This is a genomic window from Plantactinospora alkalitolerans (assembly GCF_015690345.1).
GTDB classification, from domain to species: Bacteria; Actinomycetota; Actinomycetes; order Mycobacteriales; family Micromonosporaceae; genus Plantactinospora; species Plantactinospora alkalitolerans.
On sequence record NZ_JADPUN010000278.1, the window covers coordinates 15,388 to 38,179 of the forward strand.

At 71.7% G+C, this 22,792-nt stretch carries 22 protein-coding genes and 1 pseudogene; 8 read left to right on the forward strand and 15 right to left on the reverse strand.

Annotated elements, in window-relative coordinates:
- Positions 1 to 33 precede the first annotated feature (33 nt).
- The 3 genes from I0C86_RS32210 to I0C86_RS32220 all read left to right on the forward strand — a co-directional run bounded on the left by I0C86_RS32210 (position 34) and on the right by I0C86_RS32220 (position 2,039).
- Positions 34 to 582 carry a PepSY domain-containing protein gene (locus I0C86_RS32210; protein WP_196205071.1) on the forward strand — a complete coding sequence of 183 codons (549 nt, stop codon included), beginning with the start codon at positions 34 to 36 and terminating at the stop codon, positions 580 to 582.
- Positions 583 to 776: 194 nt separating this feature from the next.
- Complete coding sequence (locus tag I0C86_RS32215) at positions 777 to 1,757, forward strand: DUF6891 domain-containing protein (RefSeq protein ID WP_196205073.1); 981 nt, start codon at positions 777 to 779, stop codon at positions 1,755 to 1,757.
- A gap of 48 nt (positions 1,758 to 1,805) precedes the next feature.
- Complete coding sequence (locus I0C86_RS32220) at positions 1,806 to 2,039, forward strand: hypothetical protein (protein ID WP_196205074.1); 234 nt, start codon at positions 1,806 to 1,808, stop codon at positions 2,037 to 2,039.
- Between the two features lie 18 nt (positions 2,040 to 2,057).
- Here I0C86_RS32220 and I0C86_RS32225 read toward each other — a convergent pair whose 3' ends face one another.
- Positions 2,058 to 2,402 carry a hypothetical protein gene (locus I0C86_RS32225; RefSeq protein ID WP_196205075.1) on the reverse strand — a complete coding sequence of 115 codons (345 nt, stop codon included), beginning with the start codon at positions 2,400 to 2,402 and terminating at the stop codon, positions 2,058 to 2,060.
- Between the two features lie 419 nt (positions 2,403 to 2,821).
- Here I0C86_RS32225 and I0C86_RS32230 point away from each other — a divergent pair, with 419 nt between their 5' ends.
- Together I0C86_RS32230 and I0C86_RS44635 are read left to right on the forward strand one after the other, a co-directional pair.
- Complete coding sequence (locus tag I0C86_RS32230; protein WP_196205077.1) at positions 2,822 to 4,648, forward strand: AMP-dependent synthetase/ligase; 1,827 nt, start codon at positions 2,822 to 2,824, stop codon at positions 4,646 to 4,648.
- Between the two features lie 214 nt (positions 4,649 to 4,862).
- Positions 4,863 to 5,672 (forward strand): ATP-binding protein, encoded by an 810-nt coding sequence (locus tag I0C86_RS44635; RefSeq protein WP_196205078.1) that lies wholly within the window; start codon positions 4,863 to 4,865, stop codon positions 5,670 to 5,672.
- A 76-nt stretch (positions 5,673 to 5,748) separates the two neighbouring features.
- Here the strand turns inward: I0C86_RS44635 and I0C86_RS32240 are convergent, their stop codons facing one another.
- Complete coding sequence (locus tag I0C86_RS32240) at positions 5,749 to 6,147, reverse strand: NUDIX hydrolase (protein ID WP_196205079.1); 399 nt, start codon at positions 6,145 to 6,147, stop codon at positions 5,749 to 5,751.
- A 91-nt stretch (positions 6,148 to 6,238) separates the two neighbouring features.
- Positions 6,239 to 7,696: a MocR-like transcription factor YczR gene (gene yczR, locus I0C86_RS32245; RefSeq protein ID WP_196205080.1), complete on the reverse strand. Its 1,458-nt coding sequence runs from the start codon at positions 7,694 to 7,696 to the stop codon at positions 6,239 to 6,241.
- A gap of 59 nt (positions 7,697 to 7,755) precedes the next feature.
- On the opposite strand from yczR, the gene yczE reads away from it, so the two are divergent.
- On the forward strand, positions 7,756 to 8,481 hold the full coding sequence (yczE, locus tag I0C86_RS32250) for a membrane protein YczE (RefSeq protein ID WP_230395141.1): 726 nt from the start codon (positions 7,756 to 7,758) through the stop codon (positions 8,479 to 8,481).
- A gap of 141 nt (positions 8,482 to 8,622) precedes the next feature.
- Positions 8,623 to 9,078, forward strand: a complete 456-nt coding sequence (locus tag I0C86_RS32255; protein ID WP_196205081.1) for a hypothetical protein — start codon at positions 8,623 to 8,625, stop codon at positions 9,076 to 9,078.
- 53 nt (positions 9,079 to 9,131) lie between these two features.
- On the opposite strand, the gene hisF is transcribed toward I0C86_RS32255, so the two are convergent.
- The 9 genes and pseudogenes from hisF to hisD all read right to left on the reverse strand — a co-directional run bounded on the left by hisF (position 9,132) and on the right by hisD (position 15,896).
- Entirely contained in the window at positions 9,132 to 9,902 is a 771-nt protein-coding gene (hisF, locus tag I0C86_RS32260) for an imidazole glycerol phosphate synthase subunit HisF (RefSeq protein ID WP_196205082.1), read from the reverse strand.
- Between the two features lie 76 nt (positions 9,903 to 9,978).
- Complete coding sequence (locus I0C86_RS32265) at positions 9,979 to 10,410, reverse strand: organic hydroperoxide resistance protein (RefSeq protein WP_196205083.1); 432 nt, start codon at positions 10,408 to 10,410, stop codon at positions 9,979 to 9,981.
- Positions 10,411 to 10,641: 231 nt separating this feature from the next.
- On the reverse strand, positions 10,642 to 11,367 hold the full coding sequence (gene priA, locus I0C86_RS32270) for a bifunctional 1-(5-phosphoribosyl)-5-((5-phosphoribosylamino)methylideneamino)imidazole-4-carboxamide isomerase/phosphoribosylanthranilate isomerase PriA (RefSeq protein ID WP_196205084.1): 726 nt from the start codon (positions 11,365 to 11,367) through the stop codon (positions 10,642 to 10,644).
- A gap of 131 nt (positions 11,368 to 11,498) precedes the next feature.
- On the reverse strand, positions 11,499 to 11,825 hold the full coding sequence (locus I0C86_RS32275; RefSeq protein ID WP_196205085.1) for a hypothetical protein: 327 nt from the start codon (positions 11,823 to 11,825) through the stop codon (positions 11,499 to 11,501).
- Between the two features lie 25 nt (positions 11,826 to 11,850).
- Positions 11,851 to 12,513: an imidazole glycerol phosphate synthase subunit HisH gene (hisH, locus tag I0C86_RS32280; protein WP_196205086.1), complete on the reverse strand. Its 663-nt coding sequence runs from the start codon at positions 12,511 to 12,513 to the stop codon at positions 11,851 to 11,853.
- Complete coding sequence (locus I0C86_RS32285; RefSeq protein ID WP_196205087.1) at positions 12,510 to 12,683, reverse strand: hypothetical protein; 174 nt, start codon at positions 12,681 to 12,683, stop codon at positions 12,510 to 12,512. The genes hisH and I0C86_RS32285 overlap by 4 nt, the downstream gene beginning before the upstream one ends.
- Positions 12,683 to 13,294, reverse strand: a complete 612-nt coding sequence (gene hisB, locus I0C86_RS32290; RefSeq protein WP_196205088.1) for an imidazoleglycerol-phosphate dehydratase HisB — start codon at positions 13,292 to 13,294, stop codon at positions 12,683 to 12,685. Before hisB ends, I0C86_RS32285 begins: the two co-directional genes overlap by 1 nt.
- Before the next feature lie 167 nt (positions 13,295 to 13,461).
- Positions 13,462 to 14,523 (reverse strand): annotated as a pseudogene (locus I0C86_RS32295) (histidinol-phosphate transaminase); the annotation flags it as partial.
- Positions 14,520 to 15,896, reverse strand: coding sequence for a histidinol dehydrogenase (gene hisD / locus I0C86_RS32300; protein ID WP_196205090.1), 1,377 nt, complete (start codon positions 15,894 to 15,896; stop codon positions 14,520 to 14,522). The pseudogene I0C86_RS32295 and the gene hisD, both read right to left, overlap by 4 nt.
- A 112-nt stretch (positions 15,897 to 16,008) precedes the next feature.
- Between hisD and I0C86_RS32305 the strand changes: the two genes are divergently transcribed.
- Positions 16,009 to 16,770: an LON peptidase substrate-binding domain-containing protein gene (locus tag I0C86_RS32305; protein ID WP_196205091.1), complete on the forward strand. Its 762-nt coding sequence runs from the start codon at positions 16,009 to 16,011 to the stop codon at positions 16,768 to 16,770.
- On the opposite strand, the gene I0C86_RS32310 is transcribed toward I0C86_RS32305, so the two are convergent.
- The 3 genes from I0C86_RS32310 to I0C86_RS32320 all read right to left on the reverse strand — a co-directional run.
- A complete protein-coding gene (locus I0C86_RS32310) occupies positions 16,685 to 17,548 on the reverse strand; it encodes a DUF2567 domain-containing protein (RefSeq protein ID WP_196205092.1) in 864 nt (287 codons plus the stop codon). The two genes, I0C86_RS32305 and I0C86_RS32310, sit on opposite strands and share 86 nt — an antisense overlap.
- Before the next feature lie 405 nt (positions 17,549 to 17,953).
- Positions 17,954 to 21,487 carry a DNA polymerase III subunit alpha gene (dnaE, locus tag I0C86_RS32315; RefSeq protein WP_196205093.1) on the reverse strand — a complete coding sequence of 1,178 codons (3,534 nt, stop codon included), beginning with the start codon at positions 21,485 to 21,487 and terminating at the stop codon, positions 17,954 to 17,956.
- Positions 21,488 to 21,797: 310 nt separating this feature from the next.
- On the reverse strand, positions 21,798 to 22,792 hold a 995-nt coding region (locus I0C86_RS32320), incomplete at its 5' end, for a MinD/ParA family ATP-binding protein (protein WP_230395142.1).

The following is a 22,792-nucleotide window of genomic DNA, read 5'->3' on the forward strand; positions in this document are numbered from 1 at the left end:
AACAGAGTGTTCGAGGTTCGAGGAGGACTTGTGATGCGGCGCAAGACGCTGGCCCTGAGCATCGGTGGCGCACTGGCCGCTGTCGCCGTCGTCGGTACCGCGATCGGTGCCAGCGCGGCGGAGGGCGGTCGGCAGGGACTCGGGGTGGCCCCCGTGGCCACCACCACCACCGATCCGTCCGGTACGCCCGGCACCGATCCGTCCGGTACGCCGACGGGCGGCCCGACCGGTACGCCGGGCGGCACGGCGCCGACGGGTTCGCCGGCACCGACGGGTTCGCCGGATGCGCCCGGCGGCACGCCGGTCAGCTCCCAGCGGGCGGTCGAGATCGCGCTGGCCAGTGCGGGCGGCGGCCAGCTCGACGAGGTCGAGCAGGAGCGGGAGCACGGCCGGACGGTGTGGAGTGTGGAGCTGGTCAAGGACGGCGGGGAGGTCGAGGTGGACGTGGACGCGACCACCGGCGAGATCGTCGGAACCGAACGCGACGACAAGGACGACGACCGGGACGACGACGACAAGGACCAGGACGACCGGGACGACGAGAACGACGAGAATGACGACGAGAACGGTGACGACGACTGAGCCTCGACGTCACGGGGGGTCCAGCGCTCGCGGTGCCACTGCGCGAGCGCTGGACAACCATTCCGGGCGGTACGTCGAGCGGTTGGCGACCGCCGTCCGGTCGAAGCCCGGCTGTTGGTCGGTACCGGACGTGGTGAGGTGGTGGTTCGGACCAGGGCCGTAGCTGTCGGTGACGGCTGCTAGCGTTCGCCGCCATGGATCTACGCGGTGTCGACGACGAGTTTCGGGGACGGGTCGAGGAGTACGTCCGTTGGCAGGTCGCGCTCGGTGTGGCGCCGTACGCGGCGATCGTCTACGACACCGTGGAATCGTTCGACGAGGACGACGAGGACGACGTCGAACTGCTCGCCTGCGACGTCGCGGCCACGGAACTCGCCGCGCACGCCAGCACGCAGGCCGGCTGGCCCGAGGTCACCGACAACGACCGGCTGACCCTCGCGTTCCGTGCCCTGGACCTCGCCGGAATCGTCGCCCGGGAATCCTTCAGCTGCTGCCAGAACTGCGGCGTGTCCGAGATCGACGAGGAGGTCGCCGAGGGCGAGGCGCCGCGCGGGTACGCCTTCTACCACCAGCAGGACGCGGAGCACGCCGCCGAGGGATCGGTCCTGCACGTGGCGTACGGGCCGTTCGGTCAGGCGCCGTCGGCGGAGATCGGCGCCGAGGTCGCGGCGGCGCTGCGCGAACAGGGCCTACCGGTGCACTGGGACGGGGACAGCGCGACCCGGATCCGGGTGCCGCTGGCCTGGCGGCGCCGCCGTACCGGCCGGTTGGCGGCGGTTCCGACCACGGTGGACGACGACGTGGACGTCGAGATCGAGCTGTTGGACGCCTGGTCCGGGAGGTACGCCCCGGGCAACGGCCCGATCTCCGCCTCCTGGCTGACCGGCCTGCATCTGCCCTGGATTCCGGCCAGAACCCGGCTCGGAATCAGCCTGGACGGGACGACGCTGACCGTGCACCGGGACTGGGACGTCCTGGTGGGAACCTTCGCCGACACCGATCGCGCCCCGGTCCGGGTGGGGCGGCGCGACGGGATGGCGCTCGTACAGCTCCTCCGAGGCGGGGGCGGAGGTGGAGGCGGGGGCGCCGCCGACCCGGACCCCGCCGACCCGGCCGGACCGGATCGGGAGGACCTGGTCGAGGTGAGCTGGGAGCACAGCGCCGACCGACAGTAGCCGGACGTTCCGCTGACCTCGGCCGAGACCGTCACCGTGCTGCACCGGATGCCCGTCCGCACCGGCGCCTGGTTGTGCTGTCGGGGCCGGTCCGGTGGCATCGTGCAGATGCGCTGGGAGCAGCGGAGGCTCTGGCTGGAGACACCCGACCCCGAGGCGTCCGCGTCGCTCGGCCGGCACGTGACGATCCCGGAGGCCGAGCGGATGATCCGGGCACTCGCGACGGAGGACCGGGTGGCCGTACCGGAGTTGGGCGGCCTGACCACCGACTCCTGGAACTGACCGTCCGGAACGCCGGCACTACGTTCCGGGCGGCACCGGAACGCCGGCCCAGCCGCCGGCGGCGGCGTGCGCCAGCGGCCTGCCGGGCCCCGTCGCGGCACCGGCCACACAGGGGCCCGGATGTCCCTCGCGCTCGCCGCACCGGCCGTCGCCGAAGAGCAACCGGTCACAGAACACCCGGTACCGCTCGTGTTGCGCGTCCTCGGCCGAGACGGTGACCTCACCGGCGTCGAGCTCCGGGAGGAAGGCCAGCGACTCGGCCAGCAACGCGGCCAGTTCGGCGGCGGCATCCAGGGTGTGTACGGCGACCGGAAGGTGGATGACGTGTCCCGGTACCGCGTCGCCGCGACCGGGACCTTCCATGACCGGACCTCTCTGACCCATGGTTGATGACCCTCATCCGTGGTTGACGATTCCGTGGTTGACGATTCCGGCCCTCGGTCCAGGACTTCCGCCCCCGGTCCCGCAACGCGGCGTTCCGGGCCGGCGACGTCCCGAGCCCGGCAACGTTCCGGGCCGGCGACGTCCCGAGCCGACAACGTCCTGGTCCGAACCGGGCCGACGTCTCGATAGCTTAGAGACGTATCCGGTCATTCCGGGTTTGCCACTCGGATCGACCACGGACCCCGCCAACCGGTCGGCTGCGACGGCACGGTCCGATCGGCGTAGCCCCACCCGGCACGATCAGGACTAGCCGATTCGAGGTCAGACCCAATACCCTTCGGTAACCGCGACTTAACGTGACCGTCGTCACGCCACGATATCCGGAGGCTGCCCCCGCCATGGCTCTCGATGTCCCATACCGATCCATCCCCGACATGTTCCTCAAACGTGTCTCGGCCTCCCCCGAGCGGGACGCGTTCGCCTATCCGGCGCCGGACGACTCCGGCCCGGTCTGGCTCAACTGGGCGCAGGTCGGCCAGCGGGCCAAGGCGATCGCCGCCGGACTGCGCGGCCTCGGGGTCGGCTCCGAGGACCGGGTGGCGATCCTGGCCAACACCCGGCTCGACTGGATCCTCGCCGACCTCGGAATCATGTGTGCCGGGGGCGCGACCACCACGGTCTATCCGACCACCGAGCCGGTGGACACCGCCTTCATCATCGCGGACTCCGGCTCCAAGGTGCTGATCGCCGAGAACGCCACCCAGGCCGCCAAGATCCTCGGGGCCGACCTGCCGGCGCTGACCCATGTCGTACTGATCGACGGACAGGCCGAACCGGGAGCCACCCCGCCACAGCTCACCCTCGCCGATCTGGAGGTACAGGGGGCGCTCGCGTTGGCGAGCGACCCGGACCTGATCGACCGGGTGGTCGCTGACATCGATCCGGATCACCTGGCGACCCTGATCTACACCTCCGGCACCACCGGCCGCCCGAAGGGCGTCGAGCTGATGCACGCCGGTTGGTGCTGGGAGGGCGTGGCCCAGGCGCAACTGGGCCTGATCAAGGCGGAGGACCTGCAGTACCTCTGGCTTCCGTTGTCGCACTCGTTCGGCAAGACACTGCTCTGCGGCGTGATCCACGTGGGCATGCCCACCTACGTCGACGGCCGGCTCGACAAGCTTGTCGAGCTGCTCGGCGTGGTCAGGCCGACCCTGATGTGCGGGGCACCCCGGATCTTCGAGAAGGTCTACAACCGGGCCGTGACCACGGCCCAGACCGGAGGCGGCGCCAAGGCCAAGATCTTCGCCTGGGCGGTCAGGACCGGCAAGCGGAAGGTCTTGCTGGAGCAGGCCGGCAAGCCCGTCTCGGCGGGACTGCGGATCAGCTACGGGCTCGCCGAGAAGCTGGTCTTCAGCAAGTTGCAGGCCCGGCTGGGCGGCCGGATCCGGGTCCTCGTCTCCGGCTCCGCGCCGCTGAGTCAGGACATCGCCCTCTTCTTCGCCGCGGCCAACCTGCCCATCTCCGAGGGGTACGGCCTGACCGAGACCAGCGCGGGCAACTTCGTCAACCGGCCCGGCGCACTCAAGATCGGCACCGTCGGCAAGGCGCTCGGTGACCTGGAGTGCAAGATCGACTCCGACGGCGAGATCCTGCTCCGGGGCGCACCGGTGATGCGCGGCTACCACAACCTGCCCACCGAGACCGCCGAGGCGTTCACCCCGGACGGCTTCTTCCGGACCGGCGACATCGGCGAACTCGACGACGACGGGTTCCTGAAGATCACGGACCGGAAGAAGGACCTGGTCAAGACGTCCGGCGGAAAGTACGTCTCGCCGTCCCGGATCGAGGGCATGTTCAAGGCGCTGTGCCCGTACACCTCACAGGCGGTGGTGATCGGCCAGGCCCGCAACTACTGCACGATGCTGCTCACCCTCGACGCGGACGCGATCGCGACCTGGGCCACGAACGGCCCGCTGGCCGGCCGCCCGTACGCCGAGATCGTCGGATCGGCCGAGGTGGGCGCAATGATCGACGACTACGTGAAGCAGTTGAACGACAGGCTCAACCGCTGGGAGACGATCAAGAAGGTGACGGTCCTGTCCCGCGAACTGACGGTCGAGGACGGCGAGATGACGCCGTCGATGAAGATCAAGCGTCGCGCCGTGGAGACCAGTTTCGCGACCGAGATCGACGGGATGTACCAGGGCAGCCTCGCCCAGATCTGAGTAACGGACCGGCCGCCGGGGGCTCAGGACCGTCCCCGGCGGCCGGCACCCCAGGTCGCCTCCCGACTACTGCGCGACAAGGTGACCTCTGGTCGGCTTCACCGGACCCCCGCCGGGGTATCACCAGGGTCAGATGCGCGATGTGGCCCGGCGAGAGCGGGCTGATCACGGCGGCGTGCGGGCGAGCGAGGGGGGTTCCGGGATGGCGGCCACGGTGGCAGCTCACATCGAGACCGGGGCGTTGGTGATCACCATGGCCGGGCGCTGGAGCGTGGGGCAGGCGTACTCACTCCAACGGGCATTCGAACGGTGCGCGGCGCACCAGCCGCCGTACGTGGCGGTGGACTTCACCCGGGTCGTCCCGGAGGGAGGGATGCCGGCGCTGCTGCCGTCGCTGGTGGTGCTCGGGCAGTCCTGCCGGCGCGGCATCACCGTACTGGTCTGCGCCCCGGCCTCGGCCCTGACCGGTCTGCTCCGTCGGCTGCCGACCACCCGGATCCGGTTCTACCCGCGCCTCACCGAGGCCCTCAGTCGGATCCGGCCCTACCACCTGAGAGGTCCGAGCCGACGCGTCCACCGCCGGTTCACCCCGTCCCCGGCAGCGGTCGGTACGGCCCGCCGGATGGTCCGCGACTGCTGCGAGCGGTGGCGGCTGGACGGCGTGACCGACAACGCCCAACTCGTCGTCTCCGAGCTGATGGCGAACGCGGTCGAGCACGCCGGTACCGAGATCGACCTGACCATCTGCCACCACCGGCACCACCTCCGGATCGCGGTCGCGGACCGGCACCACGGCGCACCGGCACTCGACCACAAGAGTTCGGACGGTGGCGACCGGGATCCGCGACAGGAACTCTCCCTGCGGGGACGTGGGCTGGCCCTGGTGGCCCGGTCCGCCACCAACTGGGGAGTGCTGGGCGGCACCGACGGCAAGGTCGTCTGGGCCGCGCTGGCCGCACCCCGGGCCGCCCGGCTGCGCCTGTCGGACCTCGCGCTCATCTCCGGAAGCGGCTACCCGGCCTGATCGCTGGCCACGGCACGGCGGGTCGGTCTCCCCGGTCTCCCCGGGTCGGCACGGCCGTCGGTGTCGGCGGGCAGTCTCAGCCGAGGCTGCCCGCGTCGTGGAGATGGTCGAAGATGACCTGGTCGACCGGGGAGACGCGGTGCCGGTCGGCGTGGGTCAACCAGACGATCTCGGCAACCTCACTACTCGGCCGCAGTTCGCCGTGATAGTCCGCCGTGTAGCAGGTCATCCGGACGATCGTTCCGGCCGGATGTCCGTGCGCCTGAGCGCGGAAGGTTCCGAGATGCCGGGCGCTGTCCGCGACGATGGCGACGCTCAGTTCCTCCTCGATCTCGCGTACCAGCGTGTCGACGTCGGTCTCGCCCGGTTCCCGCTTGCCGCCGGGAAGGAAGTAGACGTCCTTGCCGTGCGACCGCGAACTCAGGATCCGGCCGTTCTCCAGGCGGATCCAGGCGATCTTGTCAATCATGCCCATCCGGGTTCGACCCTCCACTTCCTCGGCGACACCGGTGACTCCTTCGCGGACACCGACGACTCTCGCGGTGTTCCGACACCCGGGCCGGCGGTCAGGCGATGACCACCGGCTCGCGCCAGAGCGGACGTTCCGCCCGGTCGATGTCGTAGCGGACCGCCGCGATCCGGCGTACCGCCTCGGCCAGTTCGGTGGCGGGGAGGGTGAACGGGAGCCGGAGAAAACGCTCCAGCGTGCCGTCCAGGCCGAACCGTGGGCCGGGTGCCAACCGTACCCCGACCTCCTCCGCGGCCCGGGCGAGCGCGCTGGCGATCGGCCCGTCCAACTCCGCCCACAGGGTGAGCCCGCCGCGTGGGGGATGCACCCGCCAGTTGGGAAGCTCGTCCCGCAACGCGGCCAGCAGGGCATCCCGCTGTACGGCGAGCTGCCCGCGCCGGGCCGCCACGATCGTGTCGGCGTCGGCGAGCAGCCGCACCGCGACGAGTTGGTCCAGCACCGGACCGGCCATGTCGACCCCGACCCGCGCCGCGGCCAGCCGCTGCACCTGCGGGGCCGAGGCACGGATCCAGCCGATCCGCAGCCCGCCCCAGTACGGCTTGCTCATCCCGCCGATGGTGACCACCCGGGAGTGCCGGTCGAAGACGGCGGTCGGCGGTGGCATCACGGTGCCGTCCAATGCCAGGTCCACGAAGGACTCGTCGACGACCAGGTCCGTGCCGCTGGCGTGCGCCGTCGCCACCACCCGCTCGCGCAACTCGGCGGGCATCAGATGGCCGGTGGGATTCTGGAATTCCGGGATCAGGTACGCCAACCGGGGGCGTGTCTGCCGCAGGCTGCCGAGCAGCAGTTCGGTGTCCCAGCCCGCGCCCTCGGTGGACAGGCCGTGGGTGGTGATCCGGGCCCGACGCGCCGCGAACGCGGCGAGCGCGTTGGGATAGGTCGGCGACTCCACGAGTACGCCGGCCCCGGGCGGCAGGACGACCCGGAGCACCAGGTCCAGCGCGTGCTGCACCCCGTTGGTCACCATGATCTGCTCGGGGCTGGTGGTCAGTCCACGGTCGGTGTACAACCGGGCCACCGCGGCGCGGAGTTCGATTATCCCCGTCGGGTGGTAGCCGGCACCGCCGAGATAGCGCGGCAGGTCCTCGGCGGCGGCCCGGGCCGCCGCGCCCAGTTCGGCCGGGGCTGCCAGTGCGGCGCAGCCGAGGTCGATCATGTCCAGGTCGTCCTGCGGCGTCCACAGCCCGGAACTGGCCACCCGGTGCCCGCCCGGCAGCGTCGTCCAGCTGCCGGCACCCCGGCGACTCTTCAGATGGCCGGTCTCGCGCAGTTCGCGGTACGCGGCGGTGACCGTGGTACGGCTCACCCGCAGCGCCTCGGCCAGTTCCCGCTCGGCCGGCAGGCGTACGCCGAGTGGCAGCCGCCCGTCGGCGAGCAGTCCGCGTACCGCCCCGGCCAGCGCGAGGTAGTCGGGGCTACGTCGCCGGCCCGGAAGGGCATGCCACTGGCCGAGCATGCGACCCAACTGCGGCCCCCGAACGAGGTTGGTCACAGCCACTTCTCCTCGATTGGCCCTTCGTACATCCTGGATTGGCCCTCAGAGTGGCACGCATGGCAAAGATTGGCAACAGCAGAGACCGGCTCGTCCGACGACTCGGACAGCTCTACGTCGGTCTGGCGCTCTACGGGGTCAGCATGGCGTTGATGATCGAATCGACGCTCGGGCTCGATCCCTGGGACGTCTTCCACCAGGGCCTGTCCAGGCTCACCGGCGCGTCGATCGGCACCGTCACCATCGTCGTCGGCGCACTCGTCCTGCTGCTGTGGATCCCGCTACGCCAACGCCCCGGCCTCGGCACGCTGAGCAACGTCGTCGTCATCGGTCTCGCCGCCGACCTGGCCCTGGCCGTGCTGCCGACCGCCGGCCCCCTGCCCGTCCGGATCGGATTCCTCCTCGCCGGCATCCTGTCCAACGCCGTGGCGACCGGCCTGTACATCGGCGCCCGGTTCGGCCCCGGACCGCGCGACGGCCTGATGACCGGGTACGTCGCCCGCCACCCGAACCACTCCGTCCGACTGGTCCGGACGGTCATCGAGGTGACCGTCCTGGCGATCGGCTTCCTGCTCGGCGGAAAGGTGGGCATCGGCACGGTGGCCTACGCGCTCGCCATCGGCCCGCTCGTGCACACCTTCATCCCGATGTTCACCGTACGACCCGTCGCCGCCGGGCCGGAGGCCACGACGCGACCCCGAGCGACGGCGGAGACCGGGATCGGACACTCGGACGACCGGCGGCCGGAATCCGACAGCCGGGCGGCGGAACCGGCCGTGCGGTAGGCCCGAACTGCGCCGCCCCGCCGAAAAAGATCGTCGATCTGGATCGGATCGTCCCACGTGGAGGGCCGGTGACCGAGGTCCGCCGGAATGAACGGGTGCGCAACCGTTCCGTCGGCCCGCGTCGCACGGCATCATTTCCCCATGGGGGATGAGGGATGGCGGTGGTCCGACGCTTGGATCTTCGTATCGCTGGTCATCGCGGGCGGCGCCGGCCGCCATCGGCGCTCGAGCAGCACCCGGCGACCGGAGGGAGTCCGGCTCGCCGACGTGCTGTCCACGGCTGACCATCTCAACCGGGCCATCCCGGCCCGGCACGAGATCGAGGCCGCCGTACGCCGCCTGGTCGGCGCGGGACTGATCACGGTATCGGACGGTTGGTTCCGGGTCACCACGGCCGGCGAGCAGTTGTGGCGGACCAGGCCGCACGGCGGCCTCGCCACCACCGTCGAGACGGTCCACGGGGTGCTGACCCGCCGGCACGCCCCGGGCAGCCACGACTGGGTGCTCGGCGAGGACGAGCACGCCGCCGCGGTCCAGGAGTACGCCGCCCGGTTCACCCTGCCGATGCCGCGCCGGTCACCGGAGAACGGTTCCTGACCGCGCGATCGGGACCGGCCGCGGGTCAGGGGTCGGCCGTACCGGACGTCCGGTCAGCGGACCGGATGCCCGGCGGCCTGTAGTGCGCCCTTCACCTCGCCGATGCTCAGCTCACCGAAGTGGAAGACACTTGCGGCGAGGACCGCGTCCGCGCCGGCGGTGACCGCCGGCGCGAAGTGCGCCACCGCCCCGGCGCCGCCACTGGCCACCACCGGTACGTCGACGACCTCCCGCACCGCCCCGATCAGCGCCAGGTCGAACCCGGCCTTGGTGCCGTCCGCGTCCATCGAGTTCAGCAGGATCTCCCCGGCACCCAACTCGGCGACCCTGGCCGCCCAGTCGACCGCGTCGAGGCCCGTACCGCGCCGGCCGCCGTGCGTCGTCACCTCGAACCCGCTGCGGGTGGAGGTCCCCGCCGGGGTCCGCCGGACGTCGAGCGAGAGCACCAGCACCTGTCGCCCGAACCGCTCGGCGATCTCGGCGATCAGCTCCGGACGGGCGATCGCGGCGGTGTTCACCCCCACCTTGTCGGCACCGGCCCGCAACAGCACGTCGACGTCGGCGACCTGTCGCACTCCCCCGCCGACGGTGAGCGGGATGAACACCGACTCGGCGGTGCGGCGCACCACATCCAGCATGGTGCCCCGATCGTCGGACGACGCCGTGACATCGAGGAAGGTCAGCTCGTCGGCGCCGGCCTCGTCGTACGCCGCGGCCAGCTCGACCGGGTCGCCCGCGTCCCGCAGGTCGACGAAGTTGACCCCCTTGACCACCCGACCGGCATCCACGTCCAGACATGGAATCACCCGTACCGCCACCGTCATGTGCCGAGCCTATCCAGCGTCGCGGACGGGCCGCAGGACGTAACCAGACGGCGGGACGGGCCCGGACCGGGGTGGTTCACCCCTGCCCGTCCCCTGCCACCGACAGCGTCACCTCGACGTTGCCCCGCACCGCGTTGGAGTACGGGCACAGCTCGTGCGCCTTCGCCGTCAGCTCACGCACCACGGCCGGATCGACGCCGGGCACATCGACGGTGAGCGCGACGGTCAGCCCGAAGGCGCCGCTGTCGGCGCGGCCGATCCCCACCTCGGCGCTGACGCTGGATCCGGACACCTCGACCCGGGCCCGCCGGGCCAGCAGCCGCAACGCCGAGTGGAAACACGCCGCGTACCCGGCGGCGAAGAGCTGCTCCGGGTTGGTGGCACCGCCCTCGCCACCCATCTCCTTCGGCGCGGCGAGATCGAGTTCGAGGATGCCGTCCGAGGTGGCGACGTGACCGTCGCGGCCGTCCCCGGTGGCCCGGGCCTGGGCGGTGTAGAGCACCTGCATCGTCGCTTCCGTCTCCTTCCGGCGCCGGTCGCCGCGTGCCGGCCGGGACCTGACTGGCCGGACCGGGACCGACTGGCCGAGGTCGGCCGGAGCCCTGGCCGGCTCGACTTCGCCGGCCCGACTGGCCGGTCGGCCCAAGATACGCCCCGGTTCCGCCCTCGACCAGGCAACCGGATGATCACGTGACCAGGCCCTCTCAGCCGAGGCTCCGGGCAGGCGACCGGGCAAGGGTCAGGGCCGTGCCAGTACGGCGAGAGCCTGCGCGACGGTGAACGCCCCGGCGTAGAGCGCCTTGCCCGCGATCACGCCCTCGACCCCGATCGGCTCCAGTGCGGCGAGCGAGCGCAGATCCTCCAGTGTGGAGACACCGCCGGAGGCGACCACCGGGGCGTCGGTACGGGCACATACCTCCCGCAGCAGGTCCAGGTTCGGCCCGCGCATCATGCCGTCCTTCGTGATGTCGGTCACCACGTACCGCGCCGCACCCGCCTTGTCCAGCCGCTCCAACACCTCGAACAGGTCGCCGCCGTCCCGGGTCCAGCCCCGGGCCGACAGGGTGCGGCCCCGCACGTCCAGCCCGATCGCCACCCGGTCGCCGTACTCGCCGAGCACCCGGTCACACCACAGCGGGTCCTCCAGCGCCGCGGTGCCGATGTTGACCCGCGCCGCCCCGGTACCCAGCGCCGCCGACAGCGACTCGTCGTCGCGGATGCCGCCGGACAGCTCCACCCGGACGTCGAGCCGGCGGACCACGTCGGCGAGCAGGTGCGCGTTCGAGCCCCGCCCGAACGCGGCGTCGAGGTCGACCAGGTGAATCCATTCGGCACCGTCGCGCTGCCAGGCCAGCGCCGCCTCCAGCGGGTCGCCGTAGCTCGTCTCGCTGCCGGCGGCGCCCTGGACCAGGCGTACGGCCTGGCCGTCCGCGACGTCGACGGCGGGAAGCAGGGTCAGGCTCAAGGTAATCTCCTCGGTCGGCTGGCGCGGTTGTCGGATCGGATGTCGTCCGGTCCGGCGATCAGGCTCACCGGTCCCGCGCTCGGGTCGGTCGGTCCGGCATTCTGCACGTCGGTTCTTCGTCGCCTCCGGCGTCAGGTCCGCCGGCCCAGTGCGATCACCACGACCGCCGGAAGCACCAGCAGCAGCAGCGCGATCAGCCCGAGTCGCAGGGCCAGGTCGTCGACCAGCAGCCAGATGACCGTCACCGCCGCGAACGAGAGCGCGACCACGCCGGCCCGCTCGCCCCGGCTGCGCCGGGCGAAGAGCCGCCCGGTACGCCGGTCGGGCAGCCGGGGAGTGAGCCGGCGCAGCAGCACCCGCCGCCGCTGGCGTCGGGTCACCGCGCGGGTCCGTGCGGCCCGCTTCCGCTCGGCCTCGGCCAGCCGGACCGCCCTGCGCCGGGCCCGTTCCTTGCTCACCGGACCGCCCCGGGCCGGCCCGCGCTCACAGCGTGGCCAGCCAGTTGCGGAGCAGCAGCCGGCCCGTCTCGCCGGACTTCTCGGGATGGAACTGGGCGGCCGACAACGGACCCCGCTCCACCGCCGCGACGAACCGCGACTCGTGCTCGGCCGTCGTCGCCAGCGCACCGGCCTCGGCCAGTACGGCCGTGTCGGTCGAGGCGTAGGAGTGCACGAAGTAGAACCGGGCCCCGGACGGCAGGTCCGTGAACAGTCGCGTTCCGGACGGCGGCGCGACGGTGTTCCAGCCGATGTGCGGTACCCGTCGGGCGGCCAGCCGGGTCACCCCGCCGGGCAGCAGCCCGAGCCCCTTGGTGACCACACCGTGCTCCTCGCCGTACTCGAAGAGGACCTGCATGCCGACGCAGACGCCCAGCACCGGACGACCCGCCGCGACCCGCTCGGCGATCACCGGACCGGCCCGGAGGGCCTCGATGCCGGCCATGCAGGCGGCGAAGGCACCCACCCCCGGCACCACCAGCCCGTCCGCGGCCGCCGCCGCGGCGAGGTCGTCGGTCACCGTGACCTCGGCGCCGGCCCGGGCCACGGCGCGCTGGGCGGAGCGGAGGTTGCCCGAGCCGTAGTCCAGGACCACGACGGTGGGCGGCCGACCTCGGCCGGCGGGCGACGGAGCAGCCGACCCGGTCATCCGCCTTCTCCCGGAAGCAGCCACAGCACGCCGCCGGCCGTGGCGAGCACCGCGAGGGCGCCGACGATCCAGAGCGCACCCCGGGGGGCGCCCTGGCGGTGCAGCGACCAGGCTCCGCCGATCAGCACGCCGCCCAGGGCGAACAGCACCACCGGCAGCACCACGCCCATCAGAGCAGCCCCTTGGTGCTCGGGATCGCGCCAGCGGACCGGACGTCGATCGCCACGGCCTCACGCAGCGCCCGGGCCACCGCCTTGAACTGCCCCTCCACCACGTGGTGGGCGTCCGGGTGTCCGCCCGGCCGGGCCGCCCGGAGCACGGACACGTGCAGGGTCATCCGGGCCGACTGGCCGAACGACTCCCAGATGTGCCGGGTCATGCTGGTCGGATAGACCGGCCCGATGTACGGCGCCAGCACGGGCTCGTCGTGCACCACGTACGGCCGGCCGGAAAGGTCCACGGCGGCCCGGACCAGCACCTCGTCCATGGGGATGGTCGCCGAGCCGTACCGCCGGATGCCCGCCTTGTCGCCGAGCGCCTGGTCGAAGGCCGCGCCCAGGGCCAGCGAGGTGTCCTCGATCGTGTGGTGCGCGTCGATCTCCAGGTCGCCGACCGTGTGCACGGTCAGATCGAAACCGCCGTGCCGGGCGATCTGGTTGAGCATGTGGTCGTAGAAGCCGACTCCGGTGATGATGTCGGCCTGACCGGTGCCGTCGAGGTCCAACTCGACGAGGACCTTGGTCTCGGCCGTGGTCCGCTCGACCCGGGCGGTTCTGCTCACGGTAGGACCTTTCGCTGTTCGGGTGGCTCGACTTCCTGTTCGGGACCCGCCGACGACGCCGGGCCGGGACCGGTCGACGGCGACCCGGGACAGGCCCGCGCCGGGCCGGAACCGGTCGCCGGCGACCCGGTGCCGATCGGGTCGGACCCGGGACCGGTCGCCCACGAGTCTAAGGCGGCGAGGAAGGCATCGGTCTCCTGCGGCGTGCCGGCGGTGACCCGCAGCCAGCCGGGCAGCCCGACATCGCGGACCAGCACGCCCCGGTCGAGCAACGCCCGCCAGGCAACCCGCTGGTCGCCGCCGACCTCGAACAACACGAAGTTGGCGTCACTGTCGGCCACCGTCCGACCGCCGGCCCGCAGGCTGGCCACGATCCGGTCCCGCTGCTCCTTGATCGCCTGCACCGTGCCGAGCAGGACCTCCCGGTGCGCCAGCGCCGCCCGTGCCGCGGCCTGGGTGAGCGCCGAGAGGTGGTACGGCAGCCGGACGAGCTGCACCGCGTCGACCACCGCCGGGTCTGCGGCGAGATAACCCAGCCGCCCGCCGGCGAAGCCGAACGCCTTGCTCATGGTCCGGGTCACCACCAGGCGGGGATGGCCGGGCAGCAGGGCCAGCGCGGTCGGTGTGCCGGCACGGGCGAACTCCGCGTACGCCTCGTCCACCACCACCATGCCGGGCGCCTCGGCGAGCACCGCGTCGACGACCGCCGGGTCCAGCGCGGTGCCGGTCGGATTGTTCGGCGAACACAGGAAGACCAGGTCGGGGCGGTGCGCACGAACCTGCGCCACCGCGTCGGCGGCGGTCAGGCCGAAGTCCGTCCCCCGGTGGCCGTCCCGCCAACCGGTGCCGGTGCCGGTGGCGAGCAGCGGATGCATCGAGTACGCCGGAGTGAAGCCCAGCGCGGTACGCCCCGGACCGCCGAAGACCTGGAGCAGTTGCTGCTGGACCTCGTTGGATCCGTTCGCCGCCCAGACGTTCGCGGTGCGCAGCCCGTGCCCCAGGTAGTCGGCCAGGTCGGCGCGGAGCGCCACCGCGTCCCGGTCCGGATAGCGGTTCAGGTCCCGCAGCTCGGCCACGACCGCCTTGCCGATGGCCTCCACCACCGGCTCCGGCAACGAATACGAGTTCTCGTTGGTGTTGAGCCGCACCGGCACGTCGAGCTGTGGTGCACCGTACGGACTGCGACCCCGCAGGTCGTCCCGGATTGGAAGATCATCCAGCGAGGTCACGCCGACGGCCCACCCGGGGACCCGGTCACCGGCGGCCCGCCCAGGGGATCGAACCCGTCCGACGAGGTGAACCTCACCCGTACCGCCTGACCGTGCGCGGGCAGGTCCTCCACGGTGGCCAGGGTCACCACGTGCCGGGCGGTGTCCCGGAGCGCCGCCTCGTCGTACTCGACGATGTGGATGCCGCGCAGGAAGGACTGCACGGACAGTCCGGAGGAGTGCCGGGCACAGCCGCCGGTCGGCAGCACGTGGTTGGATCCGGCGCAGTAGTCACCCAGCGACACCGGCGCGTACGGCCCGACGAAGATCGCCCCGGCGTTGCGTACCCGCATCGCCCACTGCCGGGCGTCCCGGGTCTGGATCTCCAGGTGCTCGGCCGCGTACAGGTCGACGACGCGCAGCCCCGTTTCGAGGTCGTCGACCAGCACCGCGCCGCTCTGCGGACCGGTCAGCGCCGTGCCGACCCGGTCCGCGTGCTTGGTCTCCGGGACCTGCCGTTGCAGTTCACGCTCCACCGCCTCGACCAACTCGACCGACGGGGTGACCAGTACGCTCGCCGCGAGCGGATCGTGTTCCGCCTGGCTGATCAGGTCGGCGGCGACGTGCACCGGATCGGCGGTGTCGTCGGCGAGTACGGCGATCTCGGTCGGCCCCGCCTCGGCGTCGATGCCGACCACGCCGCGCAGCAGTCGCTTGGCCGCGGTGACCCAGATGTTGCCCGGACCGGTGATCATGTCGACCGGATCGCAGTGGGCGCTCTGCGCGGCGTCGGTCCACGCACCGTACGCCAGCATCGCCACCGCCTGGGCGCCGCCGACCCCGTAGACCTCGTCGACGCCGAGCAGCGCGCAGGCGGCCAGCACTCGAGCGTCGGGGAGGCCGTCGTTCTCCGCCTGCGGTGGGCTCGTCACCACCAGGGACCGGACTCCGGCCGCCTGGGCCGGCACCACGTTCATCACCACCGTCGACGGGTACATGGCCAGGCCGCCCGGGACGTACAGGCCGACCCGGTCGACCGGGACCCAGCGCTCGGTGACGGTGCCGCCCGGGACCACCTCGGTGGTCAGGTCGACACGCCGCTGGTCGGCGTGCACCCGGCGGGCCCGGTCGATGCACTCGACCAGCGCCGCCCGGACCTCCGGCTCCAGCGTCGCCTCGGCCCGGGTGATCGCCTCGGTCGGCACCCGGAACCGGTCCAGCCGCAGCCCGTCCAGGCGATGGGTGGCATCCTGGATCGCCGCGAACCCATGCTCGCGGACCGCCTCCACGATCGGGCGGATCTTGTCCACCGCGACGGACACGTCAAGCTGGGCACGGGGCAGCAGCGCGCGCGGGTCGCGCCAACCTCCGCGCAGGTCGATCCGGTTCAACACGCTTGGGAGTCTATTCGCCGTCTCCGGATCGCCACGCCGTCCGTCCAGCGGGCGGGACGGTGAGCCGGGCCACGCCCGTTCGCGGCTGGCGGGTACGGGCTAGGCTCGACCGGTGGATGCGCGGCTGCCGGTGTTTCCGCTCGGGACGGTGCTCTTTCCCGGCCTGGTGCTACCCCTGCACATCTTCGAGGCCCGTTACCTCGAACTGATGCAGCATCTGATCAACCTGCCCGACGGCACGCCCCGCGAGTTCGGCGTGGTGGCGATCCGCAGTGGCGGCTCGGCCCCGGTCGCCTCCGGGCCGGAGCAGGAGCGGCATCCCGGGCCGGAGCGGCCGCCGGGGGGACCGGAGCCGGAGCCCGCCGGGCGGCAGCCGGACGGTACGCCGGTGACCCTGCACGAGATCGGCTGCACCGCCGAACTCCGTCAGGTGACCGAACTGCCCGACGGCCGGTTGGACGTGGTCACGGTGGGCCGGCGACGGTTCCGGATCGCAGAGGTCGACGAGGAGTCGACGCCGTACCTGACCGCCGAGGTGGAGTGGCTGCCCGAGCCCACCGGGCAGGAACAGCTCGCCGACCTGCTCGCGCCCCGGGTGCTGGCGGTCTTCCGGCGCTACCTCGCCCTGGTCCGGGACGACCAGGACGAGATCTCGGAGCAGTTGCCGGACGATCCGACCGTGCTGTCGCATCTGGTGGCGGCCACCGCCGCGCTGACCCTCACGGACCGGCAGCGGCTGCTCGCCACCCCGGACACCGCCGGCCGGCTGACCGCGGAGCTGCGCCTGCTCAACCGCGAGGCGGCTCTGCTGCGTCAGGTCCGGGCGGTGCCGGTGTCGCTGACGGACCTGGCGGTACCGGCAAGTCCCAACTGAGTACGGCCGGGGCCGGCACGCCCGGGGCGTCCTCGGCCTCGGGCCGCAGTCCCGGATACCGCGACCAGCCGGCCAACAGGGTGTACATCACGGCGGCGCCGAACGCCGGCACCAGCAGGTCCTGGATCCGGGGAATGAACCCGAGCACCATCTCGAACTGCCCGCCGTGCAGGTCCGGAGGCTTCGTGAACGTCTCGCCGGGCGGCGCGGTCTGCAACAACCGCTCGTATCCGGCCAGGCCGATGTGCCGCCCGACCTGCCAGGCCAGCACCGCCGCGCCGATCATGCCGAGAACGACGAGCAGCATTCCGAGCGGGCCACGGTACCGGCGCAGCACCAGCCACACCGCGATGGCGACCAACACTCCCAGGCCGAATCCGAGCAGGCTGAACCAGCCGTCGGCGGCGATGAACTCCTCCGGCTGTGGCTGGGCCAGCAGTGCGCCGTTCTCGGTCTGCACCACCGGGACTCCCGGTGCGACGGCCGACCAGATCAGACCGAGTGGGATCCCCAGCAGGATCATCACCAGAGTCGCGACGGCGCTGACCACGAGGCCCCGGCGCAGCCCGCCGCCCTCCTCGGGGCCACCGGAACCGGCGCCGAGCCGGACCCCGGCCAGGTCGGTCCCGAAGTCCGGTCGGAGAACCGCCTCCGGTCCGGGCCAGGCCAGCGGGTCGAGCTCCGCCTCGGATCCGGCCACGGTACGCCGTTCAACATCGGCCCGCCGCTCCGCCTCTGACCCGGCCACGGCCCGCCGCTCCGCCTCTGACCCGGCCACGGCCCGCCGCTCCGCCTCTGACCCGGCCGCAGCAGACCGCTCCGCCTCTGACCCGGCCGCAGCAGACCGCTCCGCCTCTGACCCGGCCGCAGCAGACCGCTCCGCCTCGCCGCCCGGCGGTTCGCCGGCGGGCGGCGGGGCCGGAAAGGCCTGGACCGGAAAGGCCGGGGCCGGCGTCGACGGGACGGCGGGGCGGCCGTCGTCACCATCGCCGAGCGGACCTTCGGGGTGGGAGGTTGCCGGGCTCACCGGGTGATCCTCTCAGGCGGGGCAGACCGGGCGGGGCCCGGATCCGGAGAACTGCTCAGGACGAGTGCCTCCCATCGCCCTCGCCGCCGTGGCTGGGGCGTTAAGAAGGGGCCCTTCCTATGCAATAAGCGATAAGAAGGGGCCCTTCCTTGCACCTCAGCCGGCGACGGCACTGGGGCCGAGCAGCGCCTTGAGGTCGGCCATCAGGGCGGTGGTGGGGGCCACCCGGAGAGGGCTGAGCCGGAGCAGGGTGGCGCGGGAGCCGTTGATCAGTTTGACGTGCACCTCGGCCGAGCCGGGATGGCTGGTCAGGACCTCGCGGAGGCGTTCGACCAGGGGTGGGGTGCAGCGGGAGGGCGGCAGGGCGAGGACGATCGGTTTGACCTCGTCGGCGGCGGTGATCTCCGGCATGGAGAGGTCCATGGCCATCAGCCGGGGCTGGTCGTCGCGGCGGTCGATCCGGCCCTTGACGACGACGATCGCGTCCTCGGCGATGTACTGGCCGACCAGTTCGTAGGTGTTCGGGAAGAACAGCACCTCGACCGCGCCGCCGAGGTCCTCCAGGGTCGCCGACGCCCAGGCCCGGCCCTGCTTGGTGATCCGGCGCTGGACCCCGGAGAGGATGCCGGCCAGGTTCACCACCGCGCCGTCGGCGACGTTGCCGTCCTCGGCGAGGGTGGCGATGGACATGTCGGCGGCGGCGGCGAGGACGTGTTCGACGCCGAAGAGCGGGTGGTCGGAGACGTAGAGGCCGAGCATCTCCCGCTCGAAGGTGAGCAGGTCGGTCTTGTCCCACTCCCCGGTCGGGATCGGCGGGGTGACCACCATTCCGCCACCGCCGTCACCGCCGCCGCCGAACGCGTCGCCGAAGAGGTCGTACTGGCCGACCGCCTCGTTGCGCTTCAGGGCGATGAACGAGTCGATCGCATCGGTGTGTACGGCGAGCAGGCCCTTGCGGGTGTGCCCGAGCGAGTCGTAGGCACCGGCCTTGATCAGCGATTCGATCGTCTTCTTGTTGCAGGCCACCGCGTCGACCTTGCGCAGGTAGTCGTAGAAGTCGGTGAACCGGCCCTTCTCCTTGCGGGACCGGCGGATCGACTCGACCACGTTCGTGCCGACGTTGCGGACGGCGGCGAGCCCGAACCGGATGTCCTCGCCGACGGCGGCGAACCGGGCGTTGGACTCGTTGACGTCCGGCGGCAGCACCTTGATGCCCATCCGGCGGCACTCGGCGAGGTAGACCGCCGACTTGTCCTTGTCGTCGCCGACCGAGGTCAGCAGCGCGCTCATGTACTCGGCCGGGAAGTTGGCCTTGAGGTACGCGGTCCAGTAGGAGACCACCCCGTACGCGGCACTGTGCGCCTTGTTGAAGGCGTAGTCGGAGAACGGGACCAGGATGTCCCAGAGTGTCTTGATCGCCGCGTCGCTGTAGTTGTTGGCCTTCATGCCGGCGGCGAACGGCTTGAACTCCTTGTCGAGGATCTCCTTCTTCTTCTTGCCCATCGCCCGGCGGAGCAGGTCCGCGGCCCCGAGGGTGTACCCGGCGACCTTCTGGGCGATCGCCATGACCTGCTCCTGGTAGACGATCAGCCCGTAGGTGTCGCCCAGGATCTCGGACAGTGACTCGGCCAGCTCGGGGTGGATCGGCACCACCGGCTTGCGGTTGTTCTTCCGGTCGGCGTACTCGTTGTGCGCGTTGGCGCCCATCGGGCCGGGCCGGTAGAGCGCGCCGACGGCGGAGATGTCCTCGAAGTTGTCCGGTGCCATCGAGCGGAGCAGGGCCCGCATCGGGCCGCCGTCGAACTGGAACACCCCGAGGGTGTCACCGCGGCCGAGCAGGGCGTACGTCGCCTTGTCGTCCAGCGGCAGATCCTCCAGGACCAGGTCGATCCCCCGGTTGTCCCGAATGGCGTCCAGGGCGTCGTCCATGATGGTCAGGTTGCGCAGGCCCAGGAAGTCCATCTTGAGCAGGCCGATGGTCTCGCAGGCACCCATGTCCCACTGGGTGATGATCGAGCCGTCCTGCTCGCGCTTGTGGATCGGCAGCACGTCGAGCAGCGGATCCCGGGACAGGATGACGCCGGCCGCGTGTACGCCCCACTGCCGCTTGAGCCCCTCCAGCCCCTTGGCGGTGTCGACGATCTTCGCCACCTCGGCGTCGCCGTCGTAGAGCTGGCGGAACTCCGCCGCCTCCTGGTAGCGCTGGTGGTTGGGGTCGAAGATGCCGCCGAGCGGGATGTCCTTGCCCATCACCGCCGGGGGCATCGCCTTGGTGATCCGGTCGCCCATCGCGAACGGGTAGCCGAGGACCCGGGCCGCGTCCTTGATCGCCGCCTTCGCCTTGATCGTGCCGTACGTGATGATCTGCGCGACCCGCGCCTCGCCGTACTTCTCGGTGGCGTAGCGGATCATGTCGCCGCGCCTACGCTCGTCGAAGTCCATGTCGATGTCGGGCATCGAGACGCGGTCGGGGTTGAGGAACCGCTCGAAGAGCAGACCGTGCTCCATCGGGTCCAGTTCGGTGATACCCAGCGCGTACGCGATCAACGCGCCGGCCGCCGAGCCACGGCCCGGTCCGACCCGGATCCCCTCCCGCTTGGCGTACGCGATGAGGTCGGCGGTGACCAGGAAGTAGCCCGGAAAACCCATCTTGATGATGACGTCGAGTTCGTACTCGGCCTGCTTCCGGCGGTCCTCCGGTACCCCGCCCGGGAACCTGCGCTCCAGCCCGCGCAGCACCTCCTTGCGGAGGTACGTCTCCTCGGTCTCCCCGGCCGGGATCGGGAACTGCGGCATCAGGTTGCGGGAGGCGAACAGTGTCGAGTAGTCACCGATCCTCTCGGCGATCTCCAGGGTGCTGTCGCAGGCGCCGGGGACCTCGGCGTCCCAGAGCGCGCGCATCTCGGCCGGGGACTTCAGATAGAAGTCCCGGGCGTCGAACCTGAACCGCTTCGGGTCGGCCATCGTCGACCCGGACTGCACGCAGAGCAGCACCTCGTGCGCGTCCGCGTCCTTGGCGTACGTGTAGTGCAGGTCGTTGGTGGCCACCGGCTTCAGGTTGAGCTTCTTGCCCAGCCGGATCAGGTCCTGCCGGATCCGGGTCTCGATGTCGAGACCGTGGTCCATGACCTCCAGGTAGTAGTTGTCCGCCCCGAAGATGTCCCGGAACTCGGCCGCCGACTCGCACGCCTTGTCGAAGTTGCCGATCCGCAGCCAGGTCTGCACCTCGCCGGACGGACAGCCGGTGGTGGCGATGATGCCCTTGCCGTACTCGTGCAGCAGTTCCCGGTCGGCGCGCGGCTTGTAGAAGTAGCCCTCCAGGCTCGACCGGGACTGCAACCGGAACAGGTTGCGCAGCCCGTCGGCGTCCGCCGCCAGCATCGTCATGTGGGTGTACGCGCCGCCGCCGGAGACGTCGTTCTCGCCGCCGTCGGCCCAGCGGACCCGGGTCCGGTCCCGCCGGTCCGTCCCGGGAGTCAGATAGATCTCACTGCCGATGATCGGCTTGACCCCGGCGGCCGTGGCCTGCTTGTGGAAGTCGTACGCGCCGAACAGGTTGCCGTGGTCGGTCATCGCCAGCGCCGGCATGTCCAGCCGGTTGGTCTCGGCGAACAGTTCCTTGAGCCGGGCGGCCCCGTCGAGCATCGAATACTCGGTGTGCACGTGCAGGTGCACGAACGAGTCAGACACCCAGGGCCCCCTTCCCTCACGCGGCTGCCGGCCGATCCGCCAACCCACCGGTCGACGGCGGCTACCGGTCACCCAGCGACGCATCCCCCCGACGGCACCGCCGCCCCACCGGGCGTACGCAGCCGGAACGGCACGATCCGTGCCCTACGGCAGGACACCGCCCCCGGCAAAGCGCCACCGCCGGCCCCCGAGCCTAGTCCCAGGAGAGCCCGGCCTCTAGGGGCGACACCCGTCGTCGCGAGCTGTCCCACATCCGGCCCGCGACACGCCGACCGAGACCCCTGCCGGGGCCCCGATCCGGCAGCGGCGGTCAGCGGGCGAACGGCTCGATCATCATCGACGCCGCCTGGAGCCAGGCGTCCCGGGTCTCCTGCTGCAGATGGCCGTACTCGATGGACGAACCGGTCTCCAGCGCCGGGTCGTACGGCACCACCGCGACCGCCCGGGTCCGGGTGGCGAAGTGCCGCTTCAGGTCGTCGAGCAGCGGCGAGCGGCCCGGCGTCGGGCAGGAGAGCAGGGTCACCGCGTTGTCGGCCAGCTCGCCCATGCCGATGTCGTGCAGCAGGTCGAGCATCCAGTCCGCGGTGAACGCGGCGTCCTCCCGGGGAACCGTGGTGACCACCAGCTGGTCGGCGGCGCGCAGCACGGTCTGCCAGTTGGCGCTCTCCACGTTGTTGCCGGTGTCCACGCAGATGACGTCGTGGGTGCGGCGGAGCAGTTCCAGCACCCGGCGGACGGTGTGCACGTCCAGCCGCTGAGCGAACCGTGGGCTCTCCTCGCCGGCGAGGACGTCGTACGACCCGTCCGAGGCGTGCCGCAGGTAGTCGTCGAGCCGCTCGATGAGCTGTGTGCTGGGCAGCGCCTCGATCTCGATCAGGTCGGCGACCAGGTGTCGGATCGTACGCGCGTGCCGGGCGCTTCCCGCCCGTAGCCCGAGCGTGCCGCGCAGCTCGTTGTCGTCCCAGGCGAGCACTCCCCGGCCGCGCACGCTGCCCACGGTCGCCGCCGCGAGGACGGTGGCCGTGGTCTTGTGCACGCCGCCCTTCGGATTGGCGAAGGCGACCACCCGGGGCGTGCCGAGATCGCGACGCAGCACGCCCATCGCGCGTTCGACCTCGGGATTCGACGGCCGTTGCTGCCGCTCGATCCGGGCCAGGTAGCCGGGCTCGAGGGTGGCCCGCCGGGAGACCGGGGCGTAGCCGACGTCGGACGACGGAAGGCCGGACGACTGTGGCTGGGCCGGCGCGTCGCCCGGCGTCGCCGGTGGGGCCAGGATCGCCGGCTGTCCACCGGGCACGGGCTGCT